This window comes from Micromonospora tarapacensis (assembly GCF_019697375.1).
In the GTDB taxonomy this organism is placed as follows: Bacteria; Actinomycetota; Actinomycetes; order Mycobacteriales; family Micromonosporaceae; genus Micromonospora; species Micromonospora tarapacensis.
Genome location: NZ_JAHCDI010000004.1, coordinates 3225236 through 3243327 on the forward strand (window position 1 = coordinate 3225236; position 18092 = coordinate 3243327).

Genomic DNA, 18092 nt, shown 5'->3' on the forward strand with positions numbered 1-18092 from the left:
TTGGAAGGGGTAGGTGGGTAGGGGTGTGGGGGTGTGGGGGGATGATGGTGGTCCAGTCGACCGGTGTGCCGGTGGTGAAGGCGTGGGCGAGGCCGGTGAGGATGGACCGGGTTTCGTTCTGGTCGGGGTGTAGTAGTGCGATGGCGTGAATGTTGTTGTGGTGAATGTTGTTGTGGTGGGTGTCGTTGTGGTGGTGGATGAGGCTGGTGAGGGTGGTTCCGGGGCCGATTTCGATGATGGTGCTGACGCCTCGTTCACGCATGGTGTTCACGGCGTCGGTGAATCGGACTGGTTGGCGTATCTGGTTGACCCAGTATTCGGGTGAGGTCATGTCCGCGTCGGGGTGCAGGGTGGAGATCAGTCGTGGGTTCGGTTGGTGGAACCGTATGTTTCCGATCGCGGTGGCGAACGGTTCGAGCATCGGTGCCATCAACCGGGAATGGAATGCGTGACTGACCCGTAGTCTCTTGGTCCGCCAGCGTGTCGCGGCGGCCTCGACCGCGTCCGTGGTGCCCGAGACGACCAGTGACCGGGGACCGTTGACCGCGGCGATGTCGATGTCCAGACCGGCGGCGAGGACCTCGTCCTCGCTCGCCTCGACAGCCGCCATCGCCCCGCCCGCCGGCAGGTCCTGCATCAACGTCGCCCGCGCCGCTACCAGACGACAAGCATCGTCCAGGGAGAACACCCCCGCCACATGCGCCGCGGCGATCTCACCGACGGAGTGCCCGAGCATCACCTCGGCCCGCACATTCCACGACGACAACAAACGATGCAACGCGACCTGCAACGCGAACAGGCCCGGCTGCGCGACACCGGTAGCGGTCACCGCATCCGCATCATCACCCCACAACACCTCACGCAACCCCGGGAACCGCTCACAGACCTCATCGAACGCGGTCCGGAACACCGGGAACGACTCGGCCAGCCCACGCCCCATACCCCGCCACTGCGAACCCTGACCGGAGAACACGAAACCCACCCCGGGCCTACCGTCAGCACGCCCAGCGAGCACCGAGAACGATCGCAGAGCGGTAACCAGATCAGCACGACAGACACCCACAGCCACCGCCCGTTCAGGCAACACCGGCCGATGCCGCACCAGAGTGGACGCCACCGCAGCGAGATCCGCACCACCCTCCAGGACCGCAGCCACCTGCCCCGCCCGAGCACGCAGACCATCCCCACCCCGCGCCGACACCACCACCACAACCGGCAACCCGTCACCCGACGGCTCCACCACGACCGGAGCAACCGCCGGCGCTTCCTCGATGACGACATGAGCATTGGTGCCGGAGATACCGAACGACGACACCCCGGCCCGACGCCGACGACCGTCACCTACCCACGGCCGGGCCTCGGTCAACAACCGCACATCACCGCCCGACCAGTCCACCTGCGACGTCGGCTCATCGACATGCAACGTCCGCGGCAACACACCATGCCGCAACGCCAAAACCATCTTGATAACCCCCGCCACACCCGCCGCAGCCTGGGTATGACCGACATTCGACTTCACCGACCCCAACCACAACGGACGATCCCGACCCTGCCCATACGCCGCCAACAACGCCTGCGCCTCGATCGGATCACCCAACGCGGTACCCGTGCCATGCGCCTCCACCACATCCACATCCGCCGGCCCCACACCAGCATTGGCCAACGCCTGCCGAATCACCCGCTCCTGCGACGGACCATTCGGCGCAGTCAAACCATTAGAAGCACCGTCCTGATTCACCGCCGAACCAAGCACCACCGCCAACACCTTGTGCCCGCGACGGCGCGCAACGGAAAGCCGCTCGAGAACCACCAGCCCGACACCCTCACCAAACCCCGCACCATCAGCCGCACCCGCGAACGCCTTACACCGCCCATCACCCGCCAAACCACCCTGCCGAGCGAACTCCACAAACACCGCAGGCGTCGACATCACCGTCACCCCACCCGCCAACGCCAACCCACACTCCCCCGACCGCAACGACTGCACCGCAAGATGAACCGCCACCAACGACGACGAACACGCCGTATCCACCGTCACCGCCGGCCCCTCGAACCCGAACACATAAGACACCCGACCAGACGCCACGCTGCCCGAGGTCCCGGTGCCGATATAGCCCTGGACGTCGTCGGGGAGACGACCCGCGGTAGCCGCGTAGTCGTGGTACATGAGTCCCGCGAAAACCCCGGTGTCGCTGCCCCGCAAGGACAACGCATCGATCCCGGCGTCCTCAAGAGCCTCCCAACCGGCTTCGAGCAGCAGCCGCTGCTGCGGGTCCATGGCCAAAGCCTCACGCGGACTGATCCCGAAGAACCCCGCGTCGAAGCCCGCGGCGTCATCGACGAAACCACCGCCGACGTTCGCGGCGAGTTCATCGAGTTGGTGCAAACTCCAGCCGCGGTCGTCGGGGAAACCGGTCAACGCGTCACGACCCTCGGCCAGCAACCGCCACAACGCCTCCGGCGAATCCGCACCACCCGGCAACCGACAAGCCATCCCCACAATGACCACCGGATCATCCGACTCAACGGCATGCGCGGTGACGGTGGGGATGCTCGTGGGCGGGGTCCCGGTGAGCTCCGTGTCGAGGAACGCCGCGAGGGCGGACGGGTTGGGGTGGTCGAAGACGAGCGTCGCGGGCAGCCGCATACCGGTGGCTTTCGCGAGCCGGTTGCGCAACTGCACGGCGGTGAGGGAATCGAAGCCGAGGTCCCTGAACGACCGCGGCGGATCGACCGAAGTGGGATCGGGGTGGCCGAGGACCGCGGCCACCTCGGTGTGGACGAGGTTTGCGAGGGCGGCGGCCCGCTCCCCGGCGGGCAGGGCGGCGAGGGATTCGGCCGTGTCCCCGCGGCCCTGGCGCGTCGGGGCGTGGCCGGTACCAGCCGCCGCAGCATCGGGGGCAACTCACCGGCGCGACCGCGGTTCCGCAGGGCGCTGCGGTCGAAACGCACTGGGACACTCGTCGCGGGAGCATCCGGGGCGGTGGCGATGTCAAACAGCCGCAGCGCGGCTTCGGTGTCCAGGGGTGCGATGCCGTTGCGGCTGAGCCGGTCGCGGTCGGTGGCGGCGAGGTGGCCGGTCATGCCGCTGCCCTCGGCCCACAACCCCCACGCCAGGGAGTGCGCCGGAAGCCCGAGGGAACGCCGTCGCCGGGCGAGGCCGTCGAGAAAGGCGTTCGCGGCGGCATAGTTGGCCTGCCCAGCACCGCCGATGGTGCCGGCCGCCGACGAGAAGAGGACGAACGAGGTGAGGTCGAGGTGACGGGTCAACTCGTCCAGGTGCCGGGCGCCGTCGGCCTTCGGACGCAGGACGGCAGCGAGCCGGTCGGAGGTCATGGACTCCACGACACCGTCGTCAAGGACCCCGGCGGTGTGCACGACGGCGGTCGGCGGATGTTCGGTGATCACCTGGGCGAGCGCTTCGCGGTCGGCGACGTCGCAAGCGGTGAAGACCGCCGCACAGCCCACCGCGGCCAGGTCGTCGGCGAGCTCAGCCGCATTCGCGGCGTCGGCTCCCTGCCGGGACAGGAGGATCAGCCGTCGGGCACCGTGGGTACGGGCCAGATGCCGGGCGACGAGCCCACCGAGGGTACCGCTGGTACCGGTGACCAGGACCGTGCCGCCGGACGGCCAGACCACCGGTTCCGTGCTGAACGCCCGGTCCAGGACGGGTACGAGGGCGGCTCCGGAGCGGAGGGCGAGCTGTGGTTCGGCCGCCGTGACGGCAGCGGGCAGGGCGGCCCAGGACGCCGGGCTGCCGTCGAGGTCGACGAGGAAGATCCGGTGGGGGTGCTCGGCCTGCACCGCCCGGACCAGACCCCACGCGGCTGCCGCCAGCACATCGTCGCGGTGCGCGTACCGGGTCAGCACGACGAGCCGAGCGTTCTCCCGGGCCCGGTCGGTGAGCCACCTCTGCAGATAGTCGAGCAGTCGGGGCAGGGTGTCGGCGTCGGAGTCACCGGCGACCGGCAGGACCACCACGGTGCCGTCCGCCGCAGCGGGCAGGTGTACGGCCGTCTCCCGGGCCAGGTCTCCGCCGAGCACCGGATCCACGGCGTACGCCGCCGGCAGGTGATCGATCTCGACGGGGGTCCAGACGACCTCGTACAGATCGGGGGCCGGTCCGGTGTCCGGCCCGGCGGGGTCGAGGGGCCGTAGCGCGAGAGCGCCGACGGTCAGCACGGGTTGCCCGGCCGGGTCGGTAGCGGTCAGCCGCACGGTGCCGTCAGGAGAGGTCTGCACGTGGACCCGCAGCGTGGTGGCGCCGACCGCGGACAACTGGACGTCGGAGAAGCTGAACGGCAGGCGTACACCGCTGCCCGGACCGGTGTTCGGGCCGAGGGCGAGGAGGTGCAGCGCGGCGTCGAAGAGTGCGGGCGAGAGCCCGAACCCCTCCGTCGCCGGCAGACTGACCTCGGCGTACCGGTCCTCACCGGCGATCCAGGCGCGGCGCAGGCCCTGGAACGCCGGACCGTACCCGAGTCCGGAGTCGGCCAAGCGCGGGTAGAGGTCGGTGACGTCGACGGGCGCCGCGTCCGGTGGCCATGGCAGCGTGGTGGGCTCGGCTGGGACCGCTCGGGTCAGCGTGCCGGTGGCGTGGCAGCGCCACGGGCCGCCGTCGTCGTGCGTTCGGGAGTGAACGGTCACCTCACGGCGGGGGTCGTCATGAGCACCGCCGACGACGACCTGGATATCGATGGATCCGTGTTCAGGGAGCACGAGGGGGGTCTGGAGGGTCAGTTCGGCCAGCGCCGTCCGGTCGACGCGGGCACCGGCGTCTAGGGCCAGCTCGACGAGGGCGGCGCCGGGTACGAACGCGGCACCGAGGACGCGATGATCGCCGAGCCATGGCTGCATCGCGAGGGACAGCCTGCCGGTGAGGACGAGCTGACTGGAACCGGCGACAGTGACGGCCGCCGCGGCCAGGGGGTGGCCGGTGGTGTCCTGCCCGACGGCCGCCGGGTTCTGACCGACCGGGGTGAGCCAGTACTGGTCGCGCTGGAAGGCGTAGGTCGGCAGGTCGACGTGATGGGTGGAACGCGGTGGCAGGAGTGCGTCCCAGGCGACAGGCACGCCGGCCACGTACGCCTCGGCGACCGCGGTGAGGAATCGCTCAGGTGTGTCGTCGCCCCGGTGGAGGCTGCCGATGACGGCGCCGGCGCGACCGGCGGCGTCGAGTGTCTCCTGCACGGCAGTGGTGAGCACGGGATGGGAGCTCGCCTCGATGACGCAGCCGATGCCGCGATCTGCGAGGGCCCGAACGCCGTCACCGAAACGTACCGTGTTACGCAGATTGTGCCACCAGTACGCTCCGTCGAGCTCGCTGCCGTCGACCCATCGACTCACGGCGGTGGACCAGATGGGAAGACGGGCGGTGTGCGGCTGGATCTCTCTCAGCGCCGCCAGGACCCGGTCGCGGATCGGGTCCATCTGCGCGGAGTGTGAGGCGTAGTCGACGGGAATCCGCCGTGCCCAGATGCCGCGTTGCGAGCAGTCGGCAAGGAACTGCTCAAGCGGCGCGACCGGGCCGGAGAGCACCACGGACGTCGGGCCGTTCACCGCCGCCAGCGCGAGGCCGTCCCCCATGAGGTCCCGCACCTCGGCCTCGGAGAGGCCGGACACCGCCACCATCCCGCCGGTCGCCGCCAGGGCACCGAGCGCCTGCGCGCGTAGGACGACGACCCGTACGGCGTCGTCGAGGTCGAGGACACCCGCGACATGGGCCGCCGCGATCTCCCCCTGGGAGTGGCCGATGACCACCGTCGGCCGGACGCCGGACGCCGTCCACAGCGCGGCCAGCGAGACCGCCACCGCGAACGACGCGGGCTGCACCACGTCGACCCGGGCGAGGGCCGACTCGTCAGCGAGCACGTCACGCAACCGCCATCCGGTGAGGGGCGACATCGCCGCCTCACAGGCGACCATCGACGCACCGAACACCGGCGACCTGTCCCACATCTGGAGGCCCATGCCCGCCCACTGCGCCCCTTGGCCGGCGAAGGCGAACGCGGTCGCCGGGGCCTCGATGGCGGTGCCTTTCACCACGTGCGGGACCGGTTCCCCTGCTGCCAGGGCGGCGAGCCCGCCAGCGAGGTCGCCGACGATGACGGCACGCTCGGGAAGGGCCGCCCGCGTCCGCGCGAGCGCGACGGCGAGGTCGGTGGGATCGCACTCCGAAGCCGGTTCCACCAGGCGAGCCGCCTGGGCACGCAGGCCCGCCGCACCGTGCCCGGACAGCACCCACGCGACCGCACCGTCGAGGACCGGTGACCCGGGCACGGGCGCGACTTCGCGTGCGGGAGGCTCCTCGATGAGGACGTGGGCGTTGGTGCCGGAGATGCCGAACGACGAGACCGCGGCCCGCCGGGAACGTCCGTTCTGTTTCCACCCGACGGGCTCGGTCAACAGCCGCACGTTCCCCGCGGCCCAATCGACGTGTGGCGTGGGCTCGTCGACGTGCAGCGTCTTGGGAAGCAGGTTGTTCCGCAGCGCCAGGACGATTTTCATGACCCCGGCGACGCCGGCGGCAGCCTGGGTGTGGCCCAGGTTCGACTTCACCGATCCGAGCCACAGCGGACGGTCTTCGGGGCGGTCCTGGCCGTAGGCGGCGATGAGAGCCCGGGCTTCGATCGGGTCACCGAGAGGCGTACCGGTGCCGTGCGCCTCGACCGCGTCCACGTCGGTGGGTTCCAGCCCGGCGTTGGCGAGGGCCTGCCGGATCACCCGCTCCTGCGAGCGACCGCTGGGCGCGGTCAGCCCGTTCGAGGTGCCGTCCTGATTGACTGCCGAGCCGCGTACCACCGCGAGGATCCTGTGGTTCCTGCTGACCGCGTCGGATAGTCGTTCGAGCAGGAGCAGGCCTGCGCCTTCGCCCCAGCCGGTGCCGTCCGCAGCCGCCGCGAACGGCTTGCACCGCCCGTCGGCGGCGAGACCACGCTGGCGGGAGAACTCGACGAACGATGCCGGGGTGGCCATGACGGTCACGCCCCCGGCGAGCGCGAGACCGCACTCGCCCGCCCGCAGTGCCTGCGTGGCGAAATGGATCGCCACGAGGGACGACGAACAGGCGGTGTCGACCGTGACCGCGGGCCCTTCGAAGCCGAACGTGTAGGCCACCCGGCCGGTGGCGACGCTGCCCGCGGTGCCGGTGCTGAGGTAGCCGTGCACGCTCTCCGGCAGATCGCCCGGGCTCATCGCGTAGTCGTGGTACATCAGACCGGCGAAGACCCCGGTGTCGCTGCCCCGCAACGTGTTCGCGTCGATCCCGGCGTCCTCGATGGCCTCCCACGCGGTTTCGAGCAGCAGCCGCTGCTGCGGGTCCATGGCGAGCGCCTCACGCGGACTGATGCCGAAGAAGCCCGGGTCGAAGCCGGCCGCGCCGCGTAGGAAGCCGCCCTCCCGGGTGTAGCTGGTGCCGGGCCGCTCGCCGGTCGGGTCGAACAGGTCGTCGACGTCCCAGCCACGATCGTCAGGGAACGGCCCGACGCCGTCGCCGCCGTCGGCGAGCAGCCGCCACAGCCCGGCCGGGGTGTCCACAGCACCGGAGAAACGGCAGGACATTCCGACGATCGCGATGGGTTCGCGGCCACGCGCTCGCTCCTGCGCCAGCCTGAGGTCGGTGTCGTGCAGCTGGACGGTGACGCGCCGCAGGTACTCCCGGAGCCGTTGTTCGTTGTCGGTCACGAAGCTCCTCACTGACCGAAGCGTTCGTCGATGAACGCGAATATGTCGTCGTCGCTCGCCTCCGCGAGCCGGTCACCCGCCTGTTCCGCCGGACTGTTTCGCTCTTGCGTGGCCGGGGTGGCGTCCTGCGGCGCTTCCGCTGACCGCAGCCGCCACAGCATCGCCTCGATCCGGGCGAAGACGGCGTCGCGAGCGTCGCCGCTGGTACCGACCGCTGTGGTGACGGCCGCCTCGATCCGGTCGAGGTCGGCGAGGATGTGCTGGGTGGCGTCGGTGCTGACGCGCTCGGCAAGGTGCTCGGCGAGCACGGCCGGTGTCGGATGGTCGAAGACCAGCGTCGCGGGCAGCGCCAGGCCGGTCGCCAGGGTGAGCTGATTTCGCAGCTGCACCGCGGCGAGGGAGTCGAAGCCGAGTTCCTTGAACGCCTTGCCCGGCGGCACGTCCGCGGCTCCGCCGTGTCCGAGCACCGATGCCGCCGTGCTGCGAACCAGGTCCAGGACGACCAAGGTACGGTCCGTGCCGGACAGGCCGGCAAGCCGGGTGGCCAAATTGAACTGCTGGGTACGGCGAGCCCTGTCACGACGGCGGCTGGTCGGCAGCAGGCCGGCCAGGACCGGTGGGGCGTCGACCGCGTCGCCGCGACTGGCCGACGCCGCATCGAGCCGGATGGCCACCACGGCGGCGCTGTCCAGCCCTGGTGCGGCGTCCAGGACCGCGAGGGCCTCGGTAACCGGCAGGGGCGCGACGCCATGGCGGGTCATCCGCAGCCGATCGGCGTCGGTGAGGTGTGCGGTCATCCCGTCGTCGGCGTCCCACATGCCCCAGGCGATGGACACGGCGGGCAGGCCGAGGCCGCGCCGGTGCGCCGCGAGCGCGTCGAGGAACGCGTTGGCCGCCGCGTAGTTGGCCTGCCCCGGGGTGCCGAACACCCCCGCCGCAGAGGAGAAGAGAACGAATGCGGAGAGGTCGAGGTGGCGGGTGAGCTCGTGCAGGTGGACCGCGGCGTCGACCTTGGGCCGTAGGACCCGGCTGAGCCGTTCGACGGTCAGCGACTCCGCGACGCCGTCGTCGAGCACCCCTGCCGCGTGCACGACGGCGGTCAGCGGGTGTGCGGCCGGGATCCGGTCCAGCACCTCCTGGAGTGCCTGCCGGTCGGCCACGTCGCACGCTTCGTACGCGACTTCACACCCGCCGGCGGTCAACTCGGCGACCAGGTCCGCCGCATGCGGTGAATCGGCCCCCCGCCGGGAGAGCAACAGCAAACGGGGTACGCGGTGCCGGAGGGCGAGGTGCCGAGCGACGATCCGACCGAGTGCTCCACCCGCTCCGGTGACCAGTACGGTGCCGTGCGCGGGCCAGACGGCCGATGCCGGGGTGCCGGGTACCGGCACGAGTCGGGGCACGACGACGCGGCCGTGCCGGAGTGCGAACTGCTGCTCGCTCGGACCCGCCGGCGCCGCCCCCGCGCCGTCCAGGTGGGCGAGAACGATCCGGCCGGGGTGCTCGTTCTGCACGGAGGAGAGCAGGCCCCAGGCGGCGGCACCCAGCGGATCGGCGGGGTCGGCGTCGACGACGAGCCGGGAACCGGATCGCGCCGGGTCGGCCAGCCACCGTTGCACCGTGCCGAGCAGTTCGGCCAGGACCTCGCGGACCCGTTCCGGCCTCGGCAGCCCGGCCTCCGCCGGCACGCGTACCACGACCGCCTCTGACGCGGGTTCACCCGAGGGCTCCACGGTCACCCAGTCGAGGCGGTACGTCCTGACGGGCCGGGCAGCGTCGACTGGACGCAGGGCCAGTCCGTCGATGCCGACAACGGGATTCCCGGCCTGGTCGGTGGCGGTGATGCGGAAACCGTCGGAGGTCGGGCTGAGATGAACTCGCAGCGCGGTGGCACCGTGGCTGGACCACTGCACCCCGGTGAACGAGAACGGCAGACTGACCTCGGGTTCGTCGTCGACAAGACCGAGCGTGTGCAGCATCGAGTCCAGCAGAGCCGGATGGATGCCGAAGTCGCCGACCGTCTCGGGCGGCAGTTCGACCTCGGCGTACCGGTCGGCGCCCAGCCGCCAGGCGCGCCGGAGCCCGTCGAACGGAGTCGCGTAGACGAGGCCGCGTGCCGCGAAACTGTCATAGATGTCGTCGATCGGGAGCGGCTCCGCACCGGGCGGCGGCCAGGCACCGGCGGCGAAGACCGGCAGGTCGCCAGTTTCGGCCGTGAGTGTTCCGGTGGCGTGGCAGGTCCACGATTCGCCACCGGACGGCCGGGAGTGAACGGCGACGGAGCGTCGATCGTTGTCGTCCTGGGCGGACACGCGCAGTTGCAGGTCGACGGCGGCGGTCGCGGGCACGACGAGCGGGACGTGCAGGGTCAGCTCGGTGAGTTCGGCCGCACCGTTCTGTGCTCCGGCGTACAGGGCCATTTCCATCAGCGCGGCCCCGGGCATCAGCACCTGGCCCATCACGTCGTGGCCACGCAACCACCCGTGGCTAACGACGGAGAGCCTTCCGGTGTAGATGACCTGCTGTCCGTCGGCCTGGTCGAGCCGCGCGGTGAGGATCGGGTGGCCGGACTCGGTGAGCCCGAGGCCGGCGGGGTCGGCGGACGCGCCGGTGTCGTGGAGCCAGTAGCGGGTGTGTTGGAAGGGGTAGGTGGGTAGGGGTGTGGGGGTGTGGGGGGATGATGGTGGTCCAGTCGACCGGTGTGCCGGTGGTGAAGGCGTGGGCGAGGCCGGTGAGGATGGACCGGGTTTCGTTCTGGTCGGGGTGTAGTAGTGCGATGGCGTGAATGTTGTTGTGGTGAATGTTGTTGTGGTGGGTGTCGTTGTGGTGGTGGATGAGGCTGGTGAGGGTGGTTCCGGGGCCGATTTCGATGATGGTGCTGACGCCTCGTTCACGCATGGTGTTCACGGCGTCGGTGAATCGGACTGGTTGGCGTATCTGGTTGACCCAGTATTCGGGTGAGGTCATGTCCGCGTCGGGGTGCAGGGTGGAGATCAGTCGTGGGTTCGGTTGGTGGAACCGTATGTTTCCGATCGCGGTGGCGAACGGTTCGAGCATCGGTGCCATCAACCGGGAATGGAATGCGTGACTGACCCGTAGTCTCTTGGTCCGCCAGCGTGTCGCGGCGGCCTCGACCGCGTCCGTGGTGCCCGAGACGACCAGTGACCGGGGACCGTTGACCGCGGCGATGTCGATGTCCAGACCGGCGGCGAGGACCTCGTCCTCGCTCGCCTCGACAGCCGCCATCGCCCCGCCCGCCGGCAGGTCCTGCATCAACGTCGCCCGCGCCGCTACCAGACGACAAGCATCGTCCAGGGAGAACACCCCCGCCACATGCGCCGCGGCGATCTCACCGACGGAGTGCCCGAGCATCACCTCGGCCCGCACATTCCACGACGACAACAAACGATGCAACGCGACCTGCAACGCGAACAGGCCCGGCTGCGCGACACCGGTAGCGGTCACCGCATCCGCATCATCACCCCACAACACCTCACGCAACCCCGGGAACCGCTCACAGACCTCATCGAACGCGGTCCGGAACACCGGGAACGACTCGGCCAGCCCACGCCCCATACCCCGCCACTGCGAACCCTGACCGGAGAACACGAAACCCACCCCGGGCCTACCGTCAGCACGCCCAGCGAGCACCGAGAACGATCGCAGAGCGGTAACCAGATCAGCACGACAGACACCCACAGCCACCGCCCGTTCAGGCAACACCGGCCGATGCCGCACCAGAGTGGACGCCACCGCAGCGAGATCCGCACCACCCTCCAGGACCGCAGCCACCTGCCCCGCCCGAGCACGCAGACCATCCCCACCCCGCGCCGACACCACCACCACAACCGGCAACCCGTCACCCGACGGCTCCACCACGACCGGAGCAACCGCCGGCGCTTCCTCGATGACGACATGAGCATTGGTGCCGGAGATACCGAACGACGACACCCCGGCCCGACGCCGACGACCGTCACCTACCCACGGCCGGGCCTCGGTCAACAACCGCACATCACCGCCCGACCAGTCCACCTGCGACGTCGGCTCATCGACATGCAACGTCCGCGGCAACACACCATGCCGCAACGCCAAAACCATCTTGATAACCCCCGCCACACCCGCCGCAGCCTGGGTATGACCGACATTCGACTTCACCGACCCCAACCACAACGGACGATCCCGACCCTGCCCATACGCCGCCAACAACGCCTGCGCCTCGATCGGATCACCCAACGCGGTACCCGTGCCATGCGCCTCCACCACATCCACATCCGCCGGCCCCACACCAGCATTGGCCAACGCCTGCCGAATCACCCGCTCCTGCGACGGACCATTCGGCGCAGTCAAACCATTAGAAGCACCGTCCTGATTCACCGCCGAACCAAGCACCACCGCCAACACCTTGTGCCCGCGACGGCGCGCAACGGAAAGCCGCTCGAGAACCACCAGCCCGACACCCTCACCAAACCCCGCACCATCAGCCGCACCCGCGAACGCCTTACACCGCCCATCACCCGCCAAACCACCCTGCCGAGCGAACTCCACAAACACCGCAGGCGTCGACATCACCGTCACCCCACCCGCCAACGCCAACCCACACTCCCCCGACCGCAACGACTGCACCGCAAGATGAACCGCCACCAACGACGACGAACACGCCGTATCCACCGTCACCGCCGGCCCCTCGAACCCGAACACATAAGACACCCGACCAGACGCCACGCTGCCCGAGGTCCCGGTGCCGATATAGCCCTGGACGTCGTCGGGGAGACGACCCGCGGTAGCCGCGTAGTCGTGGTACATGAGTCCCGCGAAAACCCCGGTGTCGCTGCCCCGCAAGGACAACGCATCGATCCCGGCGTCCTCAAGAGCCTCCCAACCGGCTTCGAGCAGCAGCCGCTGCTGCGGGTCCATGGCCAAAGCCTCACGCGGACTGATCCCGAAGAACCCCGCGTCGAAGCCCGCGGCGTCATCGACGAAACCACCGCCGACGTTCGCGGCGAGTTCATCGAGTTGGTGCAAACTCCAGCCGCGGTCGTCGGGGAAACCGGTCAACGCGTCACGACCCTCGGCCAGCAACCGCCACAACGCCTCCGGCGAATCCGCACCACCCGGCAACCGACAAGCCATCCCCACAATGACCACCGGATCATCCGACTCAACGGCATGCGCGGCCGGCGCCGCTGCCACCGTCGGGGAGGCGAACAGCGTGCTCTCCAGGTGGGCGGCGAGGAGTTCCGGGGTGGGGTGGTCGAAGACGAGCGTCGCGGGTAAACGGGTACCGACCGCCTGGGCGAGCTGGTTACGCAGCTGCACGGCGGTGAGGGAATCGAAGCCGAGGTCACGGAAGGCACCGCGGGCGTCGACGGCGTCCGCACCCGCGTACCCGAGCACGCTGGCGGCTCGGGTACGGACCAGGTCGAGCAGGGCCGCGATCCGCTCGGCCGGCAGCAGAGCCGCGAGGCCGTCGGCGTCACCGCTGGCCACGGTCCGCCGAACACCGGCCGGGACAAGGCCCCTCAGCAGGGCGGGCAGGGCGCCGTCGCGGGCGTGAGCGCGCAGCGTCGGCAGGTCGAAGCGGACCGGTACGGGCACCGGTGCGGTATCGGCGAGCGCGGCGTCGAACAGATCGAGGGCAGCGTCGGTCGGCAGCGGATGCAGGCCGTTGCGGGCCATGCGGGCCCGGTCGGCGTCGGCCAGGTGGCCGGTCATGCCGCTGCCCTCGGCCCACAACCCCCACGCCAGGGAGTGCGCCGGAAGCCCGAGGGAACGCCGTCGCCGGGCGAGGCCGTCGAGAAAGGCGTTCGCGGCAGCGTAGTTGGCCTGACCCGCATTGCCGAGAACACCGCTGGCGGAGGAGAACAGCACGAACGTCTGCACCGGCAGGTCGCGGGTGAGCGTGTCCAGGTGGAAGGCGGCATCCACCTTCGGTCGCAGGACGCGGCTGAGCCGTTCGGCGGTGAGCGACTCCACCATGCCGTCGTCGAGCACCCCGGCGGCGTGAATCACGGCGGTGAGTGGGGCGCTGGTGGGGATACGAGCCAGGACGTCGGCGAGGGCGTCACGGTCGGCGACGTCGCAGGATTCGAAGACGGCTTCGCAGCCGGCAGCGGCGAGGTCGTCATGCAGGGCGGCAGCGCCGGCAGCGGTGTCGCCTCGCCGGGACAGCAGAACGAGGCGGCGGGCGCCGTGGGCGGTGGCCAGGTGACGGGCGACGAGCCCGCCGAGGGTTCCGGCTGCGCCGGTCACCAGGACGGTCCCGGTCGGGTCGAAGGACATCCGACCACCGGCCGCCGAGGACGACTGCCTGATCAGGCGTGGTTCCAGAACCTTACCGGCGCGGACGGCGATCTGCGCGGCCCCGAGCGCGATACCCGCCCCGGCGATGGCCGTCCACGACGCAGGGTCGTCGTCAAGATCGGTCAGGATGACACGATCGGGGTGTTCCTGCTGCACGGACCGGACGAGTCCCCAGACAGCGGCGGCCACGATGTCCGCCGGCTCGCCGCCGACGGCTCCGGTGGCGTATCTGGTGAGCACCACGAGCCGAGCGTGTTCCCTCGGCGGGTCGGCGAACCATCGCTGCACGAATTGCAGCACCTCGGCGAGGGCCTCGTGGACGGCCTCGGGCGTCTGCGCATGCCCGATGACGGGCAGCACCACGATGTCCGCCGGACCGGGCTGATCCGAGCAGGGCAGGGAGAGCCGCTCGCCGATCTCGGCATCACCGACGACCACGACCGTCCGGTGCGCCTCGTCGGACGGCGGGTCTGCCGGGACCCACTCGATGACATGCAGCGGATCGGCGACCCTGGTAGGAGCCGGCAGCTGCGTGGCGTCGAAGGGGTGCAGGGCCAACGTACCGATGTCGACGACGGGAGCGCCCGCCAGGTCGACGGCCGCCACCTGGACACCACCGGCCACCGGACGGACACGCACCCGCAGCGTGGTGGCTCCGGTGGCGTGCAGCCGCACGTTGGTGAAGCTGAAGGGCAGCCGGATCGGATCGCCGGCTCGGCCGGTCACGGCAAGGGTGTGCAGGGCAGCGTCCAGCAGCGCCGGGTGGATGCCGAACCGACTGGGGTCTTCCCCCTCGGCCAGGACGATCTCGGCGTAGACGTCGTCGCCGTGACGCCACGCCCTGCGTAGTCCCTGGAACCGCGGCCCGTACTGCAGTCCCTGGTCGGCGAGCGACGGATACAGGTCGTCGAGCGTGACCGGCTGCGCCTCGCGCGGCGGCCATTCCACCACCGAGCGGGCCGGAGCAGCGGCTGCCGCGAGCGCGCCGGTGGCATGGCAGGTCCACGTGTCGGCGCCGCGGCGTCGGGAGTGCACCGACACCTCCCGCGCGCCGACGATGACCTGCAGGTCGACGACGCCTTGCTCGGGCAGCACCAGTGGGGTGGTCACGGTCAGTTCGTCGACGCCGTCGAGTCCGACGGTGTCGGCGGCGCGGAGCAGCAGGTCGAGCAGGAGAGCTGCCGGGACGACCGGCACGCCGTGGACCCGGTGGTCTGTCAGCAACGGATGGGTGGCCAGCGAGAGCCGCCCGGTGAGGACCGTGCTGTCCCCGTCGGCGAGCACGACGGCCGCACCGAGCACGGCGTGCGCGACACTGTCCTGCCCGACCGCGGTGACGTTGCGGCTACCGCCGCTGTTGAGCCAGTAACGGTCACGTTGGAAGGGGTACGTGGGGAGAGCGGTCGGGACGGTGCCGTGGGGGGTGAGCGTGGTCCAGTCGACGACGACGCCGGCGGTGAACGCTTCTGCGACGGCGCCGACGAACCGGCGGGCGGTATCCTCGCCGCGCCGCAGGGTGCCGACCGCGGTCCCGCGCTGTCCGGTGGCGTCGAGGGTTTCCTGTACGGCGGGACCGAGCACCGGATGAGGGCTGACCTCGATGACGCAGTGGATGTTCTTGCCGGCCAGCGCCTGCACCCCGTCGGCGAACCGCACCGGGTTGCGCAGGTTGAGCCACCAGTACGATGCGTCGAACCCGCTCCCGTCGACCCAGCGGCCCTCCAGGCACGACCACACGGGAACGTCGGCGGCGCGTGGCCGCACGGTGCCCAGAGTGTCGAGGATCCGCTCACGGATCGGGTCGACCTGGGCCGAGTGCGAGGCGTAGTCCACGGGTATCCTCCGAGCCCGGACCCCGCTGCTGGCGCAGTCCGCGAGGAACGACTCCAGCGGCTCGACCGGTCCGGAGACGACGACGGACGTCGGGCCGTTCACCGCCGCCACCGTGAGGTTCTCGCCGAGGAGCGTCCGCACCTCGCTCTCGCTGAGACCGGACACGGCCGCCATCCCGCCAGTCGTCGTCAGCGCGGCGAGCGCCTGCGAACGCAGGACGACCACGCGCACCGCGTCGTCCAGTTCCAGAACCCCCGCGACGTGGGCGGCCGCTATCTCGCCCTGGGAGTGGCCGATGACGGCCGCCGGTCGGACCCCGGCTGCCTGCCACATCGCCGCCAGGGAAACCGCCACCGCGAACGACGCGGGCTGCACCACGTCGACCCGCGCCAGAGCGTCCTCGTCGGCCAGGACGTCCCGTAGCCGCCATCCGGTGAGCGCCGACATCGCCTGCTCGCAGGCGGTCATGGCGGACGCGAACACCGGTGAGGCCGCCCACAGCCCCAGGCCCATCCCGACCCACTGGGCACCCTGCCCGGCGAATGCGAACGCCGCCCGCGTACCAGCAGCGGTACCAGTGACGACGTTCTCCGGCATCTCCCCGGCGGCGAGGGCGGACAGCCCACCGTGCAGATCCCCCACGACGACGGCGCGGTGGGGCAGCATCGCCCGGTCGCGCACGAGCGCTGCCGAGACCGATCCGGGTTCGGCCCCGGCGGCGAGCAGCCGGTCGAGGTTCGTGGCCTGGCGACGCAGGGCGGGGACGTCGCGTGCCGTGAACACGAGTGGTGTCACCCCTGTGACGACCGGTGCGGCGGGGTCGCCGCTTGCCTGCGACGCGGCTGCCTCCTCGAGGATGACGTGGGCGTTCGTGCCGGAGATGCCGAACGACGACACGCCGGCGCGGCGGACACGCCCGTCGGCCTTCCACGCCACCGGCTCGGTCAGTAGCCGTACGTCCCCGGCCGTCCAGTCCACGTGCGGCGTCGGCTCGTCGACGTGCAGGGTCGGCGGAAGCACCTCGTTCTGCAGCGCGAGAACCATCTTGATGACGCCGGCGACTCCGGCGGCGGCCTGAGTGTGACCGATGTTGGACTTTGCCGATCCCAGCCATAACGGGCGGTCACGGTCCCGTCCGTAGGTCGCCAGGATCGCCTGGGCCTCGATCGGGTCTCCGAGGGATGTTCCGGTGCCGTGTGCCTCGACCGCGTCCACGTCCGACGGAGTCAGGCCGGCGTTGGCGACGGCTCGCCGGATGACGCGCTCCTGCGATGGTCCGTTCGGGGCAGTCAGACCGTTGGAGGCGCCGTCCTGGTTGACCGCGCTTCCTTTGATCACTGCCAGGATCCGCCGGCCGCTACGGACCGCGTCGGTGAGCCGTTCCATGGCGATGAGGCCGACACCCTCGCCCCAGCCGGTACCGTCGGCCGAGGCGGCGAAGGACTTGCAGCGACCGTCGGCGGCGAGGCCGCGCTGACGGGAGAACTCGACGAACGCCGCGGGCGTCGTCATCACGGTCACGCCCCCGGCGAGGGCGAGGTCGCACTCCCCCGCGCGCAACGCCTGCGCGGCCAGGTGAATGGCGACGAGCGACGACGAGCAGGCGGTGTCCACCGTGACCGCGGGCCCTTCGAATCCGAACGTGTACGCGACCCGACCGGAGACGACGCTGCCCGAGGTCCCAGTACCGAGGTAGCCCTGGAGACCGTCGCCATCGGCCGCGACGCTGATGGCGTAGTCGCTGTACATGAGTCCGGTGAAGACCCCTGTGCGGCTTCCCTTCAGCCCGATCGGGTCGATGCCCCCGTATTCCAATGCCTCCCAGGACGTTTCGAGGAGCAGCCGCTGCTGCGGGTCCATGGCGAGGGCCTCCCGCGGGCTGACACCGAAGAATCCGGCGTCGAACTCCGCTACGCCGTCCATGAAGCCGCCGGCAGAGACGTAGGAGGTACCCGCCCGGTCGGGGTCACGGTCGAACAGTTGGTCGAGATCCCAGCCCCGGTCGGCCGGGAACGGGGTGATGCCGTCGCGGCCGGCGGCGACCAGACGCCAGAAGTCGTCCGGGTTGCGTACTCCACCGGGCAGCCTGCAGGCCATTCCGACGATCGCGATCGGTCCGCTGGTGGTGTCAGTCAGCTCGCGATTGCGGCGGCGCAGCCGTTCGTTGTCCTTGACGGACGAGCGCAGCGCCCGTACCAGCTCGTCGGTGGGTATGGTCACGGCCGGTCCCCCTGGTCCTCGTCGCTGTCCTGCAGGGCCTTCGCGATGAGCACCGC

At 70.5% G+C, this 18092-nt stretch carries 2 protein-coding genes and 5 pseudogenes; all 7 read right to left on the bottom strand.

Going from position 1 to position 18092, the window contains the following annotated elements; genetic code table 11:
• Nucleotides 1-124: 124 nt before the first annotated feature.
• Nucleotides 125-2647, bottom strand: a pseudogene (locus tag KIF24_RS35150) (type I polyketide synthase); the annotation flags it as partial.
• Nucleotides 2645-2770: pseudogene (locus KIF24_RS35330) on the bottom strand (acyl carrier protein); the annotation flags it as partial. The pseudogenes KIF24_RS35330 and KIF24_RS35150, both read right to left, overlap by 3 nt.
• Before the next feature lie 383 nt (nt 2771-3153).
• Nucleotides 3154-7695, bottom strand: a pseudogene (locus KIF24_RS33220) (SDR family NAD(P)-dependent oxidoreductase); the annotation flags it as partial.
• Nucleotides 7692-10241, bottom strand: a complete 2550-nt coding sequence (locus KIF24_RS34625) for an SDR family NAD(P)-dependent oxidoreductase (protein ID WP_331461382.1) — start codon at nt 10239-10241, stop codon at nt 7692-7694. The gene KIF24_RS34625 and the pseudogene KIF24_RS33220, both read right to left, overlap by 4 nt.
• Complete coding sequence (locus tag KIF24_RS35155) at nt 10171-14421, bottom strand: type I polyketide synthase (protein ID WP_456238350.1); 4251 nt, start codon at nt 14419-14421, stop codon at nt 10171-10173. Before KIF24_RS35155 ends, KIF24_RS34625 begins: the two co-directional genes overlap by 71 nt.
• 102 nt (nt 14422-14523) lie before the next feature.
• Nucleotides 14524-15285, bottom strand: a pseudogene (locus KIF24_RS35335) (polyketide synthase dehydratase domain-containing protein); the annotation flags it as partial.
• A gap of 204 nt (nt 15286-15489) precedes the next feature.
• Nucleotides 15490-18083: pseudogene (locus tag KIF24_RS35165) on the bottom strand (type I polyketide synthase); the annotation flags it as partial.
• Nucleotides 18084-18092: the final 9 nt, after the last annotated feature.